15 protein-coding genes are annotated in these 17,175 nt (G+C 47.5%); 4 read left to right on the forward strand and 11 right to left on the reverse strand.

The window, feature by feature from the left end:
• Nucleotides 1-223: 223 nt before the first annotated feature.
• Together NBH07_RS01190 and NBH07_RS01195 are read right to left on the reverse strand one after the other, a co-directional pair.
• A complete protein-coding gene (locus NBH07_RS01190; RefSeq protein WP_005856335.1) occupies nt 224-1,543 on the reverse strand; it encodes a sensor histidine kinase in 1,320 nt (439 codons plus the stop codon).
• On the reverse strand, nt 1,533-2,882 hold the full coding sequence (locus NBH07_RS01195) for a sigma-54-dependent transcriptional regulator (RefSeq protein WP_005856337.1): 1,350 nt from the start codon (nt 2,880-2,882) through the stop codon (nt 1,533-1,535). The genes NBH07_RS01190 and NBH07_RS01195 overlap by 11 nt, the downstream gene beginning before the upstream one ends.
• 86 nt (nt 2,883-2,968) lie before the next feature.
• Here NBH07_RS01195 and NBH07_RS01200 point away from each other — a divergent pair, with 86 nt between their 5' ends.
• Nucleotides 2,969-4,366: an MFS transporter gene (locus tag NBH07_RS01200; protein ID WP_005856339.1), complete on the forward strand. Its 1,398-nt coding sequence runs from the start codon at nt 2,969-2,971 to the stop codon at nt 4,364-4,366.
• 5 nt (nt 4,367-4,371) lie between these two features.
• Here the strand turns inward: NBH07_RS01200 and NBH07_RS01205 are convergent, their stop codons facing one another.
• Nucleotides 4,372-5,718: an MATE family efflux transporter gene (locus NBH07_RS01205; protein WP_005856341.1), complete on the reverse strand. Its 1,347-nt coding sequence runs from the start codon at nt 5,716-5,718 to the stop codon at nt 4,372-4,374.
• Between the two features lie 319 nt (nt 5,719-6,037).
• Between NBH07_RS01205 and NBH07_RS01210 the strand changes: the two genes are divergently transcribed.
• Both NBH07_RS01210 and NBH07_RS01215 read left to right on the forward strand, forming a co-directional pair.
• Entirely contained in the window at nt 6,038-6,601 is a 564-nt protein-coding gene (locus NBH07_RS01210) for a Crp/Fnr family transcriptional regulator (RefSeq protein ID WP_008780459.1), read from the forward strand.
• Between the two features lie 85 nt (nt 6,602-6,686).
• The gene (locus NBH07_RS01215; RefSeq protein WP_039848689.1) at nt 6,687-8,066 is read left to right on the forward strand and encodes an MATE family efflux transporter; all 1,380 of its coding nucleotides are present in this window, start codon (nt 6,687-6,689) and stop codon (nt 8,064-8,066) included.
• A gap of 22 nt (nt 8,067-8,088) precedes the next feature.
• Here NBH07_RS01215 and NBH07_RS01220 read toward each other — a convergent pair whose 3' ends face one another.
• The 6 genes from NBH07_RS01220 to NBH07_RS01245 all read right to left on the reverse strand — a co-directional run bounded on the left by NBH07_RS01220 (nt 8,089) and on the right by NBH07_RS01245 (nt 13,763).
• Nucleotides 8,089-8,862: a prephenate dehydrogenase gene (locus NBH07_RS01220; protein ID WP_022192855.1), complete on the reverse strand. Its 774-nt coding sequence runs from the start codon at nt 8,860-8,862 to the stop codon at nt 8,089-8,091.
• A gap of 8 nt (nt 8,863-8,870) precedes the next feature.
• Nucleotides 8,871-9,941 (reverse strand): bifunctional 3-deoxy-7-phosphoheptulonate synthase/chorismate mutase type II, encoded by a 1,071-nt coding sequence (locus NBH07_RS01225; protein WP_005856362.1) that lies wholly within the window; start codon nt 9,939-9,941, stop codon nt 8,871-8,873.
• Nucleotides 9,942-9,975: 34 nt separating this feature from the next.
• Complete coding sequence (locus tag NBH07_RS01230; protein WP_009017874.1) at nt 9,976-11,154, reverse strand: pyridoxal phosphate-dependent aminotransferase; 1,179 nt, start codon at nt 11,152-11,154, stop codon at nt 9,976-9,978.
• Nucleotides 11,129-11,974, reverse strand: a complete 846-nt coding sequence (locus NBH07_RS01235; protein ID WP_009017875.1) for a prephenate dehydratase — start codon at nt 11,972-11,974, stop codon at nt 11,129-11,131. The genes NBH07_RS01230 and NBH07_RS01235 overlap by 26 nt, the downstream gene beginning before the upstream one ends.
• Before the next feature lie 275 nt (nt 11,975-12,249).
• Nucleotides 12,250-13,086 (reverse strand): AraC family transcriptional regulator, encoded by an 837-nt coding sequence (locus NBH07_RS01240; protein ID WP_036630792.1) that lies wholly within the window; start codon nt 13,084-13,086, stop codon nt 12,250-12,252.
• 95 nt (nt 13,087-13,181) lie between these two features.
• Entirely contained in the window at nt 13,182-13,763 is a 582-nt protein-coding gene (locus NBH07_RS01245; RefSeq protein WP_005856375.1) for an HdeD family acid-resistance protein, read from the reverse strand.
• Nucleotides 13,764-13,922: 159 nt separating this feature from the next.
• Between NBH07_RS01245 and NBH07_RS01250 the strand changes: the two genes are divergently transcribed.
• Nucleotides 13,923-14,327, forward strand: a complete 405-nt coding sequence (locus NBH07_RS01250) for a lipocalin-like domain-containing protein (protein WP_005868253.1) — start codon at nt 13,923-13,925, stop codon at nt 14,325-14,327.
• A gap of 124 nt (nt 14,328-14,451) precedes the next feature.
• Here NBH07_RS01250 and ybaK read toward each other — a convergent pair whose 3' ends face one another.
• Nucleotides 14,452-14,934, reverse strand: a complete 483-nt coding sequence (ybaK, locus tag NBH07_RS01255) for a Cys-tRNA(Pro) deacylase (RefSeq protein ID WP_005856380.1) — start codon at nt 14,932-14,934, stop codon at nt 14,452-14,454.
• Between the two features lie 3 nt (nt 14,935-14,937).
• Nucleotides 14,938-17,064 (reverse strand): Tex family protein, encoded by a 2,127-nt coding sequence (locus NBH07_RS01260; RefSeq protein WP_122379098.1) that lies wholly within the window; start codon nt 17,062-17,064, stop codon nt 14,938-14,940.
• Nucleotides 17,065-17,175: the final 111 nt, after the last annotated feature.

Consider the following 17,175-nt stretch of genomic DNA (forward strand, 5'->3'; position numbering starts at 1 on the left):
TAGCTGCCCGGCTGTCCGTCCGTATCCGTACGGCTGCAAAGATGTAACTACTCGGCTACAAAGATGTAGCTGCCCGGATACAAAGATGTAGATACTCGGATACGGATGGGTAGCTGTACGGATACGCGGGTGTACCCATACGGTCGCGCCCGTGTATCCGGGCTTGTGTGTCCGCGTATCTGCCCGGCCGCGTGTCCGCGTTTATGCGGATACGGTAAACGAGCTACGGGAATGTCAACACGAAGGTAGTCTGCCGTTGGGCCGGATTGCTTCTCAACGCGATGCTGCCGCCGGACAGGCGCATGATCTGTCGTGAGATGGACAGCCCGATACCGCTTCCACCTTCTTTCGTGGTGAAGAACGGCACGAATATATGCTCGGCTTCCTCGGGGGGGATGATGGGGCCGTTGTTCGTCACTTCTAGGATAACGGCCTCGTTGGGGTCGCAATACGCCTTGAACAAGATAAGGCCGTTTTCTTGCTCGTGCCCGATCGCTTGCATGGCGTTCTTCAAGAGGTTCAAGACTACTTGCGTGATCAGGTTCTCGTCGGCGTAGACGATCAAGTCCTCCGGTTCCACGTCGATACGGATGGTTATGTTCGGGTAGTTATTGTGATGGCGGGCCAACCGCGTGAGCCGTTCGGCGAACTTATTGACGTAGAATAAAGAGGGCTGAGGCGTCGGTATATGCGTAAACTTACGGTACGACTCGACGAACGCGATCAAGCTCTTTCCGGTAGAGCTGATTACCTCCAAGCCGCCCCGTATCTCCTCGTCGACATTCTGGTGGAGGGAAAGCAAGGTGTCGCTCAAGGAGGTGATAGGGGTGACGGAGTTCATGATCTCATGGGTCAAGACCCGTGTCAGTCGTATCCATGACTCGATCTCCTTATCGTCCAGCTCGCTGTTGATATCATTGATCGCAATGATGCGGACGTGTTTCTCTTGGAGCGTCATCTCGGAGACACGGACCGAGAGATGTACCGTGCCCCGCTCGTTGATAAAAGAGATCTGATGTTTCTCGCCGGGACGAACGTCGCTGATGAGGCGCTCTAGATTCTCGTCGATACGTCCGAGCTGGCGGGCATGGGTAAAGACCGTCAATCCCAGCAGTCGCAAGGCCTCGTTGTTTGTCTGGAAAATATTGCCCTTATCATCTTCTACGATGATACCCGTATTCACTTGGTTCATGATCAACTCGTAATATTTCTCTTTCTGGATCGCCTCGGCTTTCGCTTGAAAAAGTATCTGGGTGATGCGGTTTAAGGAGTCGCTAACCAGCTTGTCGTTGGAGGAGCGCCCACGGGTAGCGTATTTGAAAGCGTAATCGCTATTGTCGATCGCGTCGAACATGAAGGCTACCTTTTGCGCGTTCCGCTTGAACAAAAGGCTGATGCCCCGCAAGGCAGCCAGCCATCCGATGCCTAAGAACAGGAACCATCCCCATTCTTTCTCCAAGGCCTGGTAGGTGAGTGCCGCCGTCAGCCCGATAGCGAGGGCGAGGCGGAAGGTGAGGCTGTAATAAATGCCTTTAAAGTTCATACCGCTTGATCTTATTGTAAAGCGTTTGCCGTGAGATTCCCAACTGGTTCGCTACGAGCGAGAGATTACCGCCGAATTTATCCATGGCGGCCTTGATCATTGTATACTCCATTTCCTCGAGCGTAGTGATGTCATTCTTGACGGGCGCCTCCCGCTTACGAGGGAAATCGAAATTGCTACCATCTAAAGTATCACCATCGGCGATGATAATCGCTTTCTCCACGGTATGTTCCAGTTCGCGGATATTACCCAGCCAAGGTTGGGCTTTCAGCTTTTCCTTGGCGTCGTCGGTAAGGGCCATGGGCTTTTTACCGTAGATATTGGTATATTTCGTGATGAATATCTCGGTAAGCGGTACGATATCCTCCGGCCGCTCCCTCAAGGGCGGGATCTCTACGTGTATCGTATTGATACGATACAGCAAGTCCTCGCGGAATTGCTCTTTCTGTACCATCTCCTGCAAGTCCCGGTTCGTGGCGCAGATCAGGCGGATATTGATGGGGATCGGGGTATTGCTACCTACCCGTACGATGCTCCGGCGTTGCAAGGCGGTCAGTAATTTGGCTTGCAAATGATAAGATAGGTTCCCGATCTCGTCGAGGAACAAGCTTCCGTTGTTCGCTACCTCGAACTTACCGGGGCGATCCGTCCGGGCGTCGGTGAAGGCCCCTTTTACGTGGCCGAATAACTCGCTCTCGAACAGCGTCTCCGTGATAGCGCCCATATCCACCGGTACCATGGCTTCATCCTTGCGGGGGGATAGCAGGTGTATTTCCCGGGCCAGCATTTCCTTACCGGTTCCGTTCTCTCCCGTGATTAATAGATTGGCGTCTGTCTTGGCTACTTTCTCTATCAGCATCCGTAGTTGCTGCATGGCGTTGCTGTCTCCCCAGAACATACCGCTTTCCTTGGATACCAACTGCTTGTTGCCGGCACCGCCTTTATGATTGGCCGAGCGGATTTGGTAAGCGGCTTGCAAGGTTTCCAATAATTTCGCGTTGTCCCAAGGCTTTACCACGAAATCGGTGGCTCCTTCCTTGATTCCTCGTACCGCCAGATCGATGTCGGCGTAGGCGGTAAAGAGAACGACTTGTATCGAGGGATAAGCCTTCTTGATCTCGGAGAGCCAGAACAGCCCCTCGTTGCCGCTGTTTATACCGGCGCTGAAATTCATGTCGAGCAATACGACATCCACGTTCTCGTCGTGCAGCGTGTTTTTTATCTTGTTCGGGGTAGAGATGGTGATAACCTTCTCGAAGCAAGTTCCTAACAGCATTTGTACGGCGGTCAGGATACCTTTATTATCATCCACAACTAGTATAGTGCCTTGTTTTGCCATGTCATGTCCATTTATACGGGCAAAGATACTCGATCTGGTCGATACTTCCTAAACCAGATACACCCTATTTCTGTTTCATATACCGTATGGATAAAGAAATAACGAATATAAATGGTCAGACGGGAGGGAATATCCCGGATGGCTTGCCAATCCCTAGCCGTTATTGGGCGATCCTAGCGATTGGGCTTGGTGTTACCGTGTCGGTGTTGGATGGGGCGATCGCAAACGTGGCTTTACCTACGATTGCCGGCGATCTCCATACGAGTCCGTCTGCTTCTATATGGGTGGTGAACGCTTATCAGTTGGCGATCACGATTTCTTTGCTGTCGTTATCGTCGATGGGAGAGATCTGGGGGTATCGGAAGGTGTATACGATCGGGTTGCTGTTATTTAGCTGTACCTCTTTGGCCTGCGCTTTATCCGATTCTTTGTTTACGCTGATTATCGCCCGTACGCTACAAGGTTTTGGCGCCGCTGCCATAGCGAGCGTGAATACGGCCTTGATCCGTATTATTTATCCCAAACGTTTTCTGGGGCGAGGTATGGGGATTAATGCCTTGGTGGTATCCGTATCGGCCGCCGCTGGTCCTACGATAGCCGCCGGTATATTGTCCGTGGGGAACTGGCCTTGGTTGTTCGCTATAAATATCCCGATAGGTATTACCGCTTTGATATTGAGCTTTAAGTTCTTGCCGCAAAATCCGGTGAAGGCTGTCGGACGTAAGTTTGATGTTACGGCGGCACTCATGAACGCATTGACATTCGGTTTGGTGATAGCGATTATCGAGGCGTTCACGCATGATGTACATATCTCATTGATAATAGCGGCGATTGTTATCGTATTGTTCTGTGGGTATTTCTATATCCGGAGAGAGGAACGGCAGGCATATCCATTATTGCCGATAGACTTGCTGCGTATTCCTCTTTTTACCCTTTCTATCATTACGTCTGTGTTTTCTTTCATCGCTCAGATGCTGGCTATGGTCTCTTTCCCGTTTTTCTTGCAGCGGGTACTGGGACGCGATGAGGTGGCGACCGGCTTATTATTGACTCCTTGGCCTTTGGCGACAATGGTGTGCGCCCCTTTGGCCGGGATCTTGTCGGAGAAAATGAATGCCGGGGTCTTGAGTGGTATCGGGTTGATTATCTTCTCGGGAGGGTTGTTCTCGTTGGCGGAATTACCGGCGCATCCTTCCGATCTGGATATTATCTGGCGCATGGCGCTTTGCGGTTGTGGCTTCGGGTTGTTCCAGACTCCTAACAATAGCCTCATGATCGGGGCCGCTCCGGAAAGTAGGAGTGGAGGGGCTAGTGGCATGTTGGGTACGGCCCGTTTGCTGGGACAAACTTGCGGGGCTTCGCTGGTAGCCTTGATGTTTAAGTTATTTCCCGGCCATAGCATGCCCGCGGCGTTATGGCTGGGAAGTGTGTTGGCCTTGATCGGGGCGGTTATTAGTTTCTCCCGGATCAATCGTAAGGCTTGATCGGATTAGGCGAGATGCGATTTTACCTGCATTTTCGCCCGGTATCCCAGCAGGCATACAGAGCATAAGAAGCCTAATGGGTAAGCCATCCAAATCCCGGCGATACCCCAATGGAATGTGAATCCCAATAGATATCCGGCAGGTATGGCTATGATGAAATAAGCGAGAAACGAGATCCACATAATCGCTTTCACGTCGGCTAGCCCTCGTAAGGAGTTCGCTAAAATGATTTGTGCGCTGTCTCCTATTTGATAGAGCATCAATATGGGGAGTAGTGTCTTCACGATTGCGTTGACATGAAGATTATCCGTAAATATTAATCCAAGCCAGGATTGGGTCATGAATAAGGTGGTGCAGACAATACAAACGACAATAAGCCCTAGATGAAGCCCGGCAATGGTGATCTTACGCACCATATACCAGTCGTTCGCCCCTTTATAATAACTGGTACGAATCGCTACGGCGGCTCCAAGACCTAAATAGATGGTAAAACTGATCGTTGATATGGTAATGGCTATTTGATGGGCGGCAAGCTCAAGGCTACCCAGCCAACCCACCATGATGGCGGTGACGCAGAATGTTCCCGCTTCCAAGCCTTGTTGCAGACTGATCGGCCAGCCTATGGAATTCAGCCTTCTCCAACTTTGCTTATTGATACGAATATGGGTGAAACCTTTCCGGTAAGGCTTATAGTCGGTTCGCAGCATGAATACGGCGATGAAAAGCAATAGCATGATGATACGCGAGATAAAGGTGCTTATACCTGCCCCGAGTAGTCCGAGTTCCGGCATTCCGCATTTTCCGTAAATGAGGATATAGTTGCCGATAATATTCAGCAGATTCCCTGTCAATAGGACCCACATGGATATGGATGGGTTGGCTATGCCTTCCACGAATTGACGGAATGAATTATAAAGCATTACGAATAGGATCGAGACTAATGAGACCGCGAAATAAGGTCTTATCAATGGCAAGAGTTCTTCGGGTTGGCCTAAAGAGTCTAGGTTTAGGTAAATCCCCAGTAAGACGGCTATCAATAATAAGGTGGTAGTCATATTGGCAACCAGACTGTTTTTGAGCCAGCCTCCGATCACGATCTTTTTATTCATCGCTAAATTCTGTCCGATCAGCGGGGTAAGATTATAGGAGAATCCGGTTCCCATTATGATAAATGCGTTTATTACATTATTGACGAACGATGCCGCCGCTAGTTCCTCCGTACTGTGTTGTCCCACCATGATGGTGTCTGCCAATCCGGTGATGATAGCCCCCAATTGTCCAATGATGATAGGTACCCCTAGCATTACTAAGGATTTATAATATTGTTTGTAACCCGCTATTCTATTGTACATATGTATTGTTCTGTTATTAATGATGGTGTAAAAATCCTTGATCGTATATGCCGGATATACGATAGAGTTGTTTTAAATGAAAATGTAAAGATAAATTAGAAGGAATAGGGTGCGGATACGGTAGAACCTCTCGTAGTCCAATGGACGAACAAGATGCTTTTAGTCGTAAAAAAATAATATTCGAATTTACAGCTCATACCTCTTCTTTGATTTAGCGGCGCAAAATTACGTAAAATCACTGGAATCCGCAAACCTTCAAAATTACCTTTGTTTTTGGGATCGCACTTTTTTTATATCTTTACGGATATAAGATAAATGAATGATTATGGATCAGTTCGTAGAACAATTAAGGCAGGTGTCTCCTTTATCAGATGAGATCGTGGGGCAGCTGTTGGAAGAAATGAAAGAGGTTTCTTTTGCTAAGGGAGAATTATCGATTCGGGAGGGAGAAAGAGATCCGTTTGTTTGGTTCGTGAAAACCGGATTGGTCCGGGCTTTCGTGGAGCGTGAGGGGAAAGATATCTCGTTATGGTTCGCCTCAGATAGCGAGGTGATCAATTTTGTTTATCGGAATATCTCCGCCTATAATGTTCAAATGGTGGAGAATACGACATTATTGAGAATACCGAAAACGAAATTGGATTACCTATGCCGGAGCTCCCTTGAGTTGGCCAATTGGGGGTTGAAAATACAAGATTACTATCTTCGGGAATATGAGAACTATTTTATAAACGATAGTTGGATGGAAGCTCGTGAACAATATGAGTCATTGCTGAAAACCCGTCCGGACTTGATCTTGAAACTGCCCTTGAAACATATCGCCTCCTATTTACAGATAACCCCACAGTCATTGAGCCGTATCCGTGCTTCCGTAAAAAAATAGGGAAAAGTCATTATTTATCATAGGGTAATTTTTCTTGTTTTCAATAGCCATATCTTCGCGTCGTTAAAAACGTGAAGTGGATAATATGAAAATGAGTGGAGAAAAGGCGATCCATCGCCAAGAGTTGGAGCGTGGTTTACTAACCCAAAAGATTTCAAGACTATTTCTGAAATATACGATACCGGGAGTAGCCGGCCTATTATTCCTCGGGATTCAGTCGGTGATCGATGGTGTGATATTAGGGCGGTTTGTCGGGGCGAACGCTTTGGCCAGCGTGAATCTGATCTTACCTTGCTATAGTTTGATGACGGCTTTGTCTATCGTGATAGGAGTAGGGTGCCAGACCTTGATCGGTATAAACCTCGGACGTTCGGATCGGCAAGAGGCGAATAACGCTATAACTACCTCGTTCTTGTTTCTTGGAGGAATATCCGTTTTGATTAGCGGGTTGATTTATATATTCGCCGGAGATATCGCCCGTATGTTAGGTGCGAATGACGTATTGGTTACGGGAGCCGTGGACTATATTTGTTCCCTTGTCCCGTTTTTCCCTTTATTATCATTGATGTTCTTAGGAGATTATATGATTAAGGCGATGGGGCATCCGCTTTATGCCATGATCGTAATGGGAAGTACGGTGTTGATTAATATCGGTCTGGATCTTTTGTTTATCCCGGTAATGGGTTTAGGGATTAAGGGGGCGGGATTGGCTACAGGTTTGGCCTTTACCTTGGGAGCGCTGTTCAATATTCCCCGGATGTTCCAGCGAGGGCAAGTCGTAGCGGTACAAAGAGGACGTTTTCGTTGGCCTTTGGTCTGGAATGCGTTATACAATGGCTCTTCGGAAGGAATATCCGAGCTATCTGCCGGAATCACGATTTTTTTGTTCAATATAACGATGATGCGATATTTAGGAGAGGATGGAGTCGCCGCCTTTACGGCGATTAACTATATCTTGTTTATCGCCACCACGGTATTCTTAGGGATATCCGATGGAATTATACCGATTATCAGTTATAATTTCGGGGCGGGAAGATTGGACCGGATCGAGAAAGTGCTGAGATTAGCAGGGCGTGTTAATTTTATGATAGGTATAACGTTATTCGCCATCTTATTCTTTTTCGGGCAACAGATCACGTCCTTTTTCTTTAAGGGAGGAGAGGCTTTGGACGCTTTGGCGATCGCTAATTACGGCATAACGATTTATTGCTTCACCTTCTTGATGAGTGGGCTGAATATATTGGCCTCCAGTTATTTCACGGCTATCGGCAACGCTAAGCTGTCGGTTGTTATCTCTATGCTGCGTAGCTTGGTATTCGTAACCTTTGGTATTATCGTTTATCCTTCTTTATTCGGCATCCAAAGTATTTGGTATAATGTACCGGTGGCGGAGTTGTGTACGTTATTTATCTCCTTTATGTTGGTAAGGAGAGAACTTTTAAAAGAGGCCGTGCTGAAAAATTAATCAGCACAACCTTCTTAATTTCTTATTCGATATTCTTCCGTATCTTGGTCAGATACTCTTTCATCTTCTCGGAATCCTTATCCTTGATGATTTCTTGCAGGATATGCAATTCCTCTTGTATCCGCTCGATTTGGCGAGGGGTACGGGGGTTGAAAAGGATCTCGGTCAATAGATAATCGTCCTCGGACAGAAGGCCGCGGGCGATTTTCATATGGCGTTTGAACGTCGTACCCGGAGCGTCCTGATGCTTCATCGTAGCGGCAAATACCATAGTGGAGGCGAAAGGGATACCTAGTGAGTAGGCTACCACTTTATCGTGCTCCTCGAACGTGTATTCGCAGATATGCAAGCGGAGGCTGGAATAAATATCCTTGAAGAAGATCTTGCCCAGATGATCGCCCTCGGAGATAATAATCGTATTCTCTTTCTCCAGTTGTCCCAGATTAGCGAATGTAGGTCCGAACATCGGGTGAGTGGAGACATACGGGAAACCGCATGTCTCATAAAACTCCTTCAAATAAGTCTTCACGGAAGCTATATCGGAAATGATGCAATACGGTTGCAAGTAAGGCATTACGGCCTTGAAAGCCTCTATCGTGTAACTTAACGTCACGCAGTTGATGACCAACTCGGGATTGAAATCCTTAACCTCTTCCGGGCTTTGTAGGCGAAGGGCGTTATAGATAAAACGCATACGTTTCGGATCTTTCTCCAATACGGCTACCTCATGATCAAAACTAAGCAGGTCGGTGAAGAAAGAACCCATCTTTCCTGCGCCTAAAATCAATATTTTCATCTTATAAATTATTGTTCGTTCATGATAATCATTTGCTGGCGCACGGATTCCTCATGGATCTCCTTCAAGATCTCCTTTACAAAGTCCGGGCTCAGGTCCATTTGCTCACCCATGCAGGAGCGTTTCTCTAAGATCTCGCTGTAGCGGGGAGACTGTAAGATCGGCATATTGTGCTCTTTCTTATAAACGCCGATCTCCTTGGAGATACGCATACGTTTAGCCAAAAGCTCCAATAATTGCTCGTCGATACCATCGATCTGGCGGCGAAGAGCGGTCAGGTTCTCGGTAGTCTGGTTTACGTCACGGATCACCAATAGGTTCAATACGTAATCCAATACATCCGGGGTGATTTGCTGGGAAGCGTCGCTCCATGCGCAATCCGGGTTACAATGAGACTCTACGATCAAGCCGTCGAAACTCAAGTCCATCGCTTGCTGGCAAAGTGGGGCTACCAACTCACGCTTACCACCAATGTGACTAGGATCACAGAAAATAGGCAGGTCCGGCATACGGCGGCGAAGCTCGATAGGAATATGCCACAACGGAAGGTTACGGTAGATTTTCTTGTCGTATGAGCTGAAACCTCTATGGATAGCACCCAAACGATGAATGCCCGCTCCGTACAAACGCTCGAACGCTCCGATCCATAACTCCAAGTCCGGGTTAACCGGGTTCTTGATCAATACAGGTACATCAACCCCTTTTAACGCGTCGGCGATCTCTTGGACAGCGAATGGGTTTACCGTCGTACGTGCTCCGATCCAAAGGATATCGATACCGGCTTTCAATGCCTCGAATACATGATCTTTAGTCGCTACCTCGGTAGATACCAGCATGCCGGTCTCTTTTTTCACTTTCTTCAACCAAGCCAATCCCTCGGCTCCGATGCCCTCGAATCCACCCGGTTTCGTACGAGGCTTCCAAATACCCGCACGGAATATCTTAACGCCTCTGGAGGCTAATCCTTGGGCTGTTTCTAACACTTGCTCTTCTGTCTCGGCGCTACAAGGGCCTGCGATTACGATAGGACGTTGTGTATCAACTCCCGGTAATGCTAACGGTTCAATCTTCATTTCCATCTTTGTGATCTATATTTTAATTTTCAATTTTCAGTTATAAATTCTCAATTCTCTTCAAGGCTTCTTCTAAAGTCTCGTTCTTGCAGCAAAGGGATATACGGATATAACGCTCGCCACGGCTACCGAAGATAAATCCCGGCGTAAGGAATACGTTTGCCTCGTATAGCACCTTGTTGGCGATTGCCTCGCCGCTCTCGGCGGAGTCGGGGATACGTCCCCAAAGGAACATACCTACTTGGTTCTCGTCGTACTCGCATCCCAAAGTACGCATGATTTGTCCGGCAAGGTCCCGGCGGCTGCGATAGACACGGTTCATGTTATCGTACCAGTCTTTCTTTGCGCTTAGGGCCTCTACCGCCGCATATTGCATCGGCTTGAACTGCCCGGAGTCGATATTGCTTTTTACCTTCAGTATCCATTGGACGAATTGGGCGTTGGAAGCCAGCATCGCCATACGCCAACCCGGCATATTATGAGCCTTACTCATGGAGTTCATCTCGATGCAGATCTCTTTGGCTCCCGGTATGCTTAAGATACTTAGCGGATGCTCATTCAAGATGAAGCTATAGGGGTTATCATTACATATAATAATACCGTGCTTCCGGCCGAAGGCCACCAGTTTCTCGTATAGCTCTACGCTAGCGTTCGCCCCTGTGGGCATATTCGGATAATTGGTCCACATCAGCTTTACATTGGAGAGATCCATTTTCTCCAGTTCCTCGAAATCCGGTTGCCATCCCAGTTCCTCTTTCAGCTCGTAAGGGATCAAACGGGCCTCTACCAGTTTGCTGACGGAACTATATGTCGGATATCCCGGGTTCGGAACCAGTACGCCATCCCCCGGATTCAAGAATGCCAGCGAGATATGCAAGATACCTTCTTTGGAGCCGATGAGCGGCTGGATCTCTGTTTTCGGGTCCAAGTCTACGTCGTACCACGTCTTGTACCAGTCGGCGAATCCCTTACGCAGTTCCGGTATGCCCACGTACGGCTGATAGCCGTGCTCGTTCGCTTTACGGGCATGTTCACACAACGTCTCGATGGTCTGTTCCGAAGGTGGAAGGTCGGGGCTACCCACGCCAAGGTTGATGACGTTCTTGCCTGCGGCATTCATCTCGGCTACTTCCTTCAATTTCTTGGAGAAGTAGTATTCCTGTACGCTACCTACACGGTTAGCGGGTGTAATGTTACACACTTTGTCTTCCTTCTGCATATTCGCCTAATATTTTTAAGTCTTTTGTTAACGGTCTGATAGCGTCCAACGCTTGTTTGTAACGGGTAAAATCCGTGAAAGTAAGGTCGATGTAGAACAAGTATTCCCATTCACGCCCGATAATAGGCAAGGACTGTATTTTAGAAAGATTCATGTCGTAAAAAGAGAGAACGGAGAGGACTTTGGAAAGGCTGCCGGAAGTGTGGGGAAGAGCGAATACGAGAGAGGATTTGTTTTTATCGGTTCCTCGAAGCATCTCATCCGCCGTCCAGCGGTCCGCTATAGCAAGGAAGCGGGTGAAATTCCGTTTGTTAGTCTCGATCCCCTCGGCAAGGACTTCCATCTTGTAGATCTGGGCAGCCAGTTTCCCGCATATCGCCGCATGTCCTTTCAGTTGGTTCTCCGAGATCCACCGGGCACTCATGGCGGTATCCTCTTTCTCTACCACCTTGGCGTTGGGCAAGGTATCCAAGTAATCGGTACATTGCATCAATGCGATCGGGTGGGAGTTGACCTCCGTTATATCATGTATAGAGGTTCCCGGAAGAGCTACCAAGGAATGGGAGATACGTAGCTTATACTCGCCGGTGACGCTCAGCCCGCTTTCACGGATCAGCTCATGGTTTTGAAGGAGGCTTCCCGCTATCGTATTCTCGATGGCCATCATGCCCAGTACGGAAGGGTCTTTCTTGATCGTCGTGATAACATCCCGAAACGTATTGCAAGGGATGATTTCTATTTCTTCACCTTCATGATAATTACGGGCGGCGATGTCGTGATACGAACCGGCTATTCCCTGTATTGCTACTTTCTTTTTCATCTTGTTTCTCTATTTTTACTCTAAACTGTTACAAACAAAAAAAGTCCCACCGAAACCGGCAGGACTTTATATTTTATTGATATTTATATTCAATCATCAACGCTTTACATACAAACTCCTGCCCTTACTCTGCTAAAGTAAAAGTAATAAAAGTAATATGTAAAGCTAAATCGATTCATTGTCTGTTTGTTTTTAAATACGCAGCAAAAGTAACGCTTTTTTGGAAACTACAAGCAAAAAGTGATATTTTTTTTCTGTTACATTTAAATTTTATCTTAACTGTTTCTGAACTTCTGTGGAGATACGCCTACGTACCGTTTAAAGTATTTACCGAAAAAGGATACATTCGGGAAGTTCAAGGAGTAAGATATCTCTTGGATAGTCAAGTCCGTAGCCATCAATTGCGATTTTGCGTCCATGATTATCATATCGGCTATGATATCGGATACGGAACGTCCGGTCTTTTGCTTGATGATCATGCAGAGATGCTGGGGAGAAATACTTAGTTGGCTGGCATAAAAAGCCGTTTGCCGCTTTGAGGTATAATTCTTCATCACCAGTTGGATGAATTTCTTGTGGATCTCGTCGCTACGGGTCGTTATCTTGTTAGGCCATGATTTTCCTTGATACAAATCGCTGATCCCATGGATCATGGTAAGCAGGATATGTTTCACCATCTCCCTGTTTATGGATTTCTCCTTCACTTGTACCCGCTCTAGCAGGTGGAAATAATCGTTAATGAAGTCCGCCCGGTCCTCGTTCAATGCTATGACCGGATTCTCGTAGATAGTAGGTAAGGCGCTCATCGTAGACTTTATCATGTTCACGCAGTCCATGAACTCGGATGAGAATCCTATAAAGGAAAGGCGGAAACTCTCTTTCTGCTCACAGAACTGAATAATGCTTCCCGGCATCAAGGTGATGAAATCATTCGGTTTCAACGTGTACTCCGTCAAGTTGATGGAAGCCCGTAAATTTCCTTCAACGCATAACACGAAAATACCTGCTTTTAACCGGCAAGTCTGCTTGTAAAAGTTTAAGATTGCCTCGGTAATGTCGTTTCCTACGACATAATCCCGGGGCAAATCTAATTGTGGTAAGTTTGCGTTCATCCGTTATTTTATTAATGATCGAACACAAAAGTAGTAAAAGTGCTGTTGATTCACTTCTTAATTTAAAAATAGACCAATTAATCCTTGAATCAGACTTATTCCGCTTGTGCTTCCTTATTCCGTTTATGCAAGCTTTTCAGTTCGAAGGATAGCATGACACGGAATATACCTATTATTAATAAGGCATAAGCGATCATGTAAACCAACGTGAAGGCCCCTAGGGCGGGTTGCCAGATAACACCGATGGAGCAAAGGATAGCCAAGATACCGAAGACCATGTACCAACCCCAGTTCCGTGTGCCGTATCGTTTCAGGTCCATCGAGTAACCGGTAGCCGAGAAGCCTCTGAACATAAGCCAGAATGCCAAGACAAACGGAAGCACCTCCATGCTAAGTCCCGGGCTTGCCATCAAGAATATACCTAAGATCAAGTCGATAATACCTCCGGCCAAATACCATCCCCAACTGCTGATACCCTTTTTGTTCGCCAAGGCGAAAGCGATCTCGAACAAGCCGCTTACGAACATAGAGACGCTGAATAAGATACTAAGCGCTACGTAGCTCGCCAATGGCGCGAACATTAAATAAATAGCGACGATGATGTAAAGCAGTCCGACCAATAGTGACAACCACCAATTCTTGACCGCATAATCCATTTTATCAATAAATGTTTTCATATTGGATAATATTTGTATTGTAATTACCCAATTAACAAAGGGAAGGAAGAAAAAGTTCTGGGTATTTGTGGCTAGGATATCCTTAAAAACTTTGTCCTTTGGAAATTAATTCTTTTCTTTGACGTTTCAAATCAATATAGGTATATAAGTACGAGGATTATGATGAAAAATTTGATAGCGATAACTTGTTTTGTCGTGGCGTTGGTGTCTTGTAATAAGGTGGAACATAAGCTGGAAGGGAAATGGCAATTGAAAACCGTAGAGGCGAATGGGGTGGTCCAGACGGTGGATACGGTTTGGTATAACTTCCAGACCTCTTTGTTCGAGTACCAATTATATGACCCGGCAAAGGACGTATATCGTACGAATTTCGGTTATAAGACGTTGGAGGGAGATACGAAACTGGATCTGGAGTTGGTCAACTATGGAGGTACGCCTTTGGAACAATTCATGCGTTATACGGATTGGACCTCACCTAAACAAACTTTCACGATCGAGCAGTCATCTGTGACGAATCTGGTAATGAGCTGCGAAGGAAGAACGTATACGTTTAAGAAATTCTAAGATATCATGTGCTGTTTGATCTCAGTCCCTCATAAGGAGTACTCCAGTACTCCCTAGGAAGTACTGCGATACTCTTTGCGGAGTACTGGAGTACTTCTTACGAAGTACTCTCAGCGATGTTAGATCATGCGATCAAATCCGCTTCTATAGCTTGCGCCACCTTGATTAAATCGGCGGGGGCTATCTGTATCTGCAAGCCTCGTTGTCCGGCGCTTACATAGATCTTATCGAAGCCGGATGCCGTAGGATGGATATACGTAGGGAAATGCTTTTTCATGCCGATAGGCGAGCATCCTCCCCGGATATAACCGGTAAGCGGTAACAACTCTTTCACGGGGATCATCTCACATTTCTTGTTCCCGGATACCTTGGCCGCCTTTTTCAAGTCCACCTCGTCCGCTCCGGGGATCACGCATACGAAATAACCGCTCTTATCGCCATGTAAGATCAAGGTCTTGAATACTTGGGCGATATCTTCCCCTAGCTGCTCCGCTACATGCGTAGCGCTCAGATCATTCTCGTCTACTTCATAAGGCACGAGCTGGTAGGCGATCTTAGCCTTGTCCAGCAGGCGCGCCACGTTTGTCTTATTAATCTTCTCTTTCATCATTTAGATCCCTTTCATGGATAATTGAACACGTTTTCTGGATAGGTCTACGCTTAGAACCTTCACCTTGACATGCTGATGGATGGAGACCACTTGGGTAGGATCGCTTACGAAACGATCCGCCAGCTCGGAGATATGGACAAGCCCGTTTTCCTTGATTCCTACATCGACGAAACAACCGAAGTTGGTGATGTTGGTCACGATACCGGGCAATACTTGTCCTTCTTTCAAATCCTCGATCGTTTTCACCGTGGGATCGAACGCGAATACTTGGATCGTTTGGCGGGGATCACGGCCCGGTTTATCCAGTTCCTCCATGATATCAAGCAAGGTAGGCATCCCGACCTTATCCGTAAGGTAGTCCGTTAGTTTTAGTTTCTTTTTAAGCGCTTTGTCGGTGATCAGGTCGGCTACCGAGCATTTTAGGTCCTTGGCCATCCGTTCGACGATCGGGTAGCTCTCGGGGTGTACGGCCGAGTTATCCAACGGATTCTTTCCGTCGGGTATCCGTAGGAATCCGGCGCTTTGCTCGAAAGCCTTCTCTCCCATACGGGGGACTTTCATCAGTTCTTTCCGGGAAGTGAAGGGTCCGTGCTCCGCCCGGTAATTCACGATGTTTTGCGCTAACGTAGGGCCTAATCCCGAGATGTAAGTCAGCAAATGCTTGCTCGCCGTATTCACGTTTACACCTACTAAATTCACGCAACTCTCCACGGTTTGATCCAGACTCTTTTTCAAGGCGTTTTGCTCTACGTCATGCTGGTATTGGCCGACACCGATACTCTTCGGGTCGATCTTGACCAACTCGGCCAAAGGGTCCATCAGCCGGCGACCGATGCTGACAGCTCCGCGTACCGTGACGTCGTATTCGGGAAACTCCTCCCTAGCGATCTTGGACGCGGAGTAGATAGAGGCTCCGTTTTCGCTGACTACGAACACTTGTACCTTGCGGTCGTATCGTATATTCGTGATGAACTGCTCAGTCTCACGACTGGCGGTACCATTACCGATGGCAATGGCATCTATGGCGTAAGTGGCTACTAACTGGGCGACCTTAGCGGCGGCTTTGCCCTTCTCGTTCTGGGGCGGATGCGGGAAGATCGCCTCGTTATGCAGTAAATTCCCCTGCGCATCCAGACAGACCAACTTACATCCGGTACGGTATCCGGGGTCTACGCCTAATACCCGTTTTTGTCCCAAGGGAGGAGCGAGCAGCAATTGCCGGAGGTTCTCGGCAAATACCCGGATCGCCTCCTCATCGGCTTTCGCCTTGCTCTGGTTGGAGAACTCCGTCTCGATAGAGGGTTTCAGCAGGCGTTTGAAAGAATCGTCGACAGCTGTAGCCACTTGCTCGGAAACCTCTCCACGACCTTTTACGAAACGCCGGTTCAAGCGATCCAGACAAGATTCCGCGTCGGGAGAGATACTTACACGAAGGATACCTTCCGCCTCTCCCCGTCGGAGAGCCAATAAGCGATGGGAACTGGCCCGGTTCAAAGGCTCGCTGAAATCAAAGTAATCCCGGTATTTGGCGCCTTCCTCTTCTTTCCCCTTGATCACTTTGGATGTGATCATGGCGGTATGAGCGAAAGAGTTACGTACGGTGTTACGTGCCGATTCGTTCTCGTTGATCCATTCGGCGATAATGTCCCGTGCCCCTTGCAAGGCTTCTTCGGCGTTTTTCACTTCCCCCTTGATAAAGCTCTTGATACGTGCGGATAGGTTATTCTCGTTTTGCATCATAACGATCTTAGCCAAGGGCTCCAGTCCTTTTCGGCGTGCGATCTCCGCCTTGGTGACCCGTTTCGGTTTGTAAGGGAGATATAAATCCTCGATCTCGGTGCTATCCCAAGACTCCTCGATGCGTTTCCGGAGCTCGGGAGTAAGTTTCTCTTGCTCTTCTATCGTGGCGAGGATCGTTTCCTTTCGTTTGCGCAGTTCCGTCAGTTTATCCAGTTGATCTTTGATGGCACCGATTTGCACCTCGTCTAATCCTCCGGTCACCTCTTTCCGGTAACGACTTATAAAAGGTATGGTAGCGCCTTCGTTCAAGAGCCCGATTGTCCGTTCCACTTGTCCTTCCGGAATTTGTAGAAAACGGGCTATAAGCGTGTGAAATACGTTTGTCATATCTAGTTTTCTTAGAATTGGAGTACAAATATACGGTTTTGCTTATATTTTCGGTCGGGATGCTCACTTCTTGGGCTTATTATTTGTATCTTTCATTAATTTTCAAGAATT

The organism is Parabacteroides sp. B2-S-102 (assembly GCF_023656665.1).
In the GTDB taxonomy this organism is placed as follows: Bacteria; Bacteroidota; Bacteroidia; order Bacteroidales; family Tannerellaceae; genus Parabacteroides; species Parabacteroides distasonis.

Excerpts from the sequence above, each read along its gene's own strand:
- NBH07_RS01225 (WP_005856362.1), bottom strand. The coding sequence starts at position 9,941 with ATGGAAATGAAGATTGAACCGTTAGCATTACCGGGAGTTGATACACAA.
- ybaK (WP_005856380.1), bottom strand. The coding sequence starts at position 14,934 with ATGAAAGAGAAGATTAATAAGACAAACGTGGCGCGCCTGCTGGACAAG.
- NBH07_RS01215 (WP_039848689.1), top strand. The coding sequence starts at position 6,687 with ATGAAAATGAGTGGAGAAAAGGCGATCCATCGCCAAGAGTTGGAGCGT.
- NBH07_RS01210 (WP_008780459.1), top strand. The coding sequence starts at position 6,038 with ATGATTATGGATCAGTTCGTAGAACAATTAAGGCAGGTGTCTCCTTTA.
- NBH07_RS01195 (WP_005856337.1), bottom strand. The coding sequence starts at position 2,882 with ATGGCAAAACAAGGCACTATACTAGTTGTGGATGATAATAAAGGTATC.
- NBH07_RS01260 (WP_122379098.1), bottom strand. The coding sequence starts at position 17,064 with ATGACAAACGTATTTCACACGCTTATAGCCCGTTTTCTACAAATTCCG.
- NBH07_RS01245 (WP_005856375.1), bottom strand. The coding sequence starts at position 13,763 with ATGAAAACATTTATTGATAAAATGGATTATGCGGTCAAGAATTGGTGG.
- NBH07_RS01235 (WP_009017875.1), bottom strand. The coding sequence starts at position 11,974 with ATGAAAAAGAAAGTAGCAATACAGGGAATAGCCGGTTCGTATCACGAC.
- NBH07_RS01205 (WP_005856341.1), bottom strand. The coding sequence starts at position 5,718 with ATGTACAATAGAATAGCGGGTTACAAACAATATTATAAATCCTTAGTA.
- NBH07_RS01240 (WP_036630792.1), bottom strand. The coding sequence starts at position 13,086 with ATGAACGCAAACTTACCACAATTAGATTTGCCCCGGGATTATGTCGTA.
- NBH07_RS01230 (WP_009017874.1), bottom strand. The coding sequence starts at position 11,154 with ATGCAGAAGGAAGACAAAGTGTGTAACATTACACCCGCTAACCGTGTA.
- NBH07_RS01250 (WP_005868253.1), top strand. The coding sequence starts at position 13,923 with ATGATGAAAAATTTGATAGCGATAACTTGTTTTGTCGTGGCGTTGGTG.
- NBH07_RS01190 (WP_005856335.1), bottom strand. The coding sequence starts at position 1,543 with ATGAACTTTAAAGGCATTTATTACAGCCTCACCTTCCGCCTCGCCCTC.
- NBH07_RS01200 (WP_005856339.1), top strand. The coding sequence starts at position 2,969 with ATGGATAAAGAAATAACGAATATAAATGGTCAGACGGGAGGGAATATC.
- NBH07_RS01220 (WP_022192855.1), bottom strand. The coding sequence starts at position 8,862 with ATGAAAATATTGATTTTAGGCGCAGGAAAGATGGGTTCTTTCTTCACC.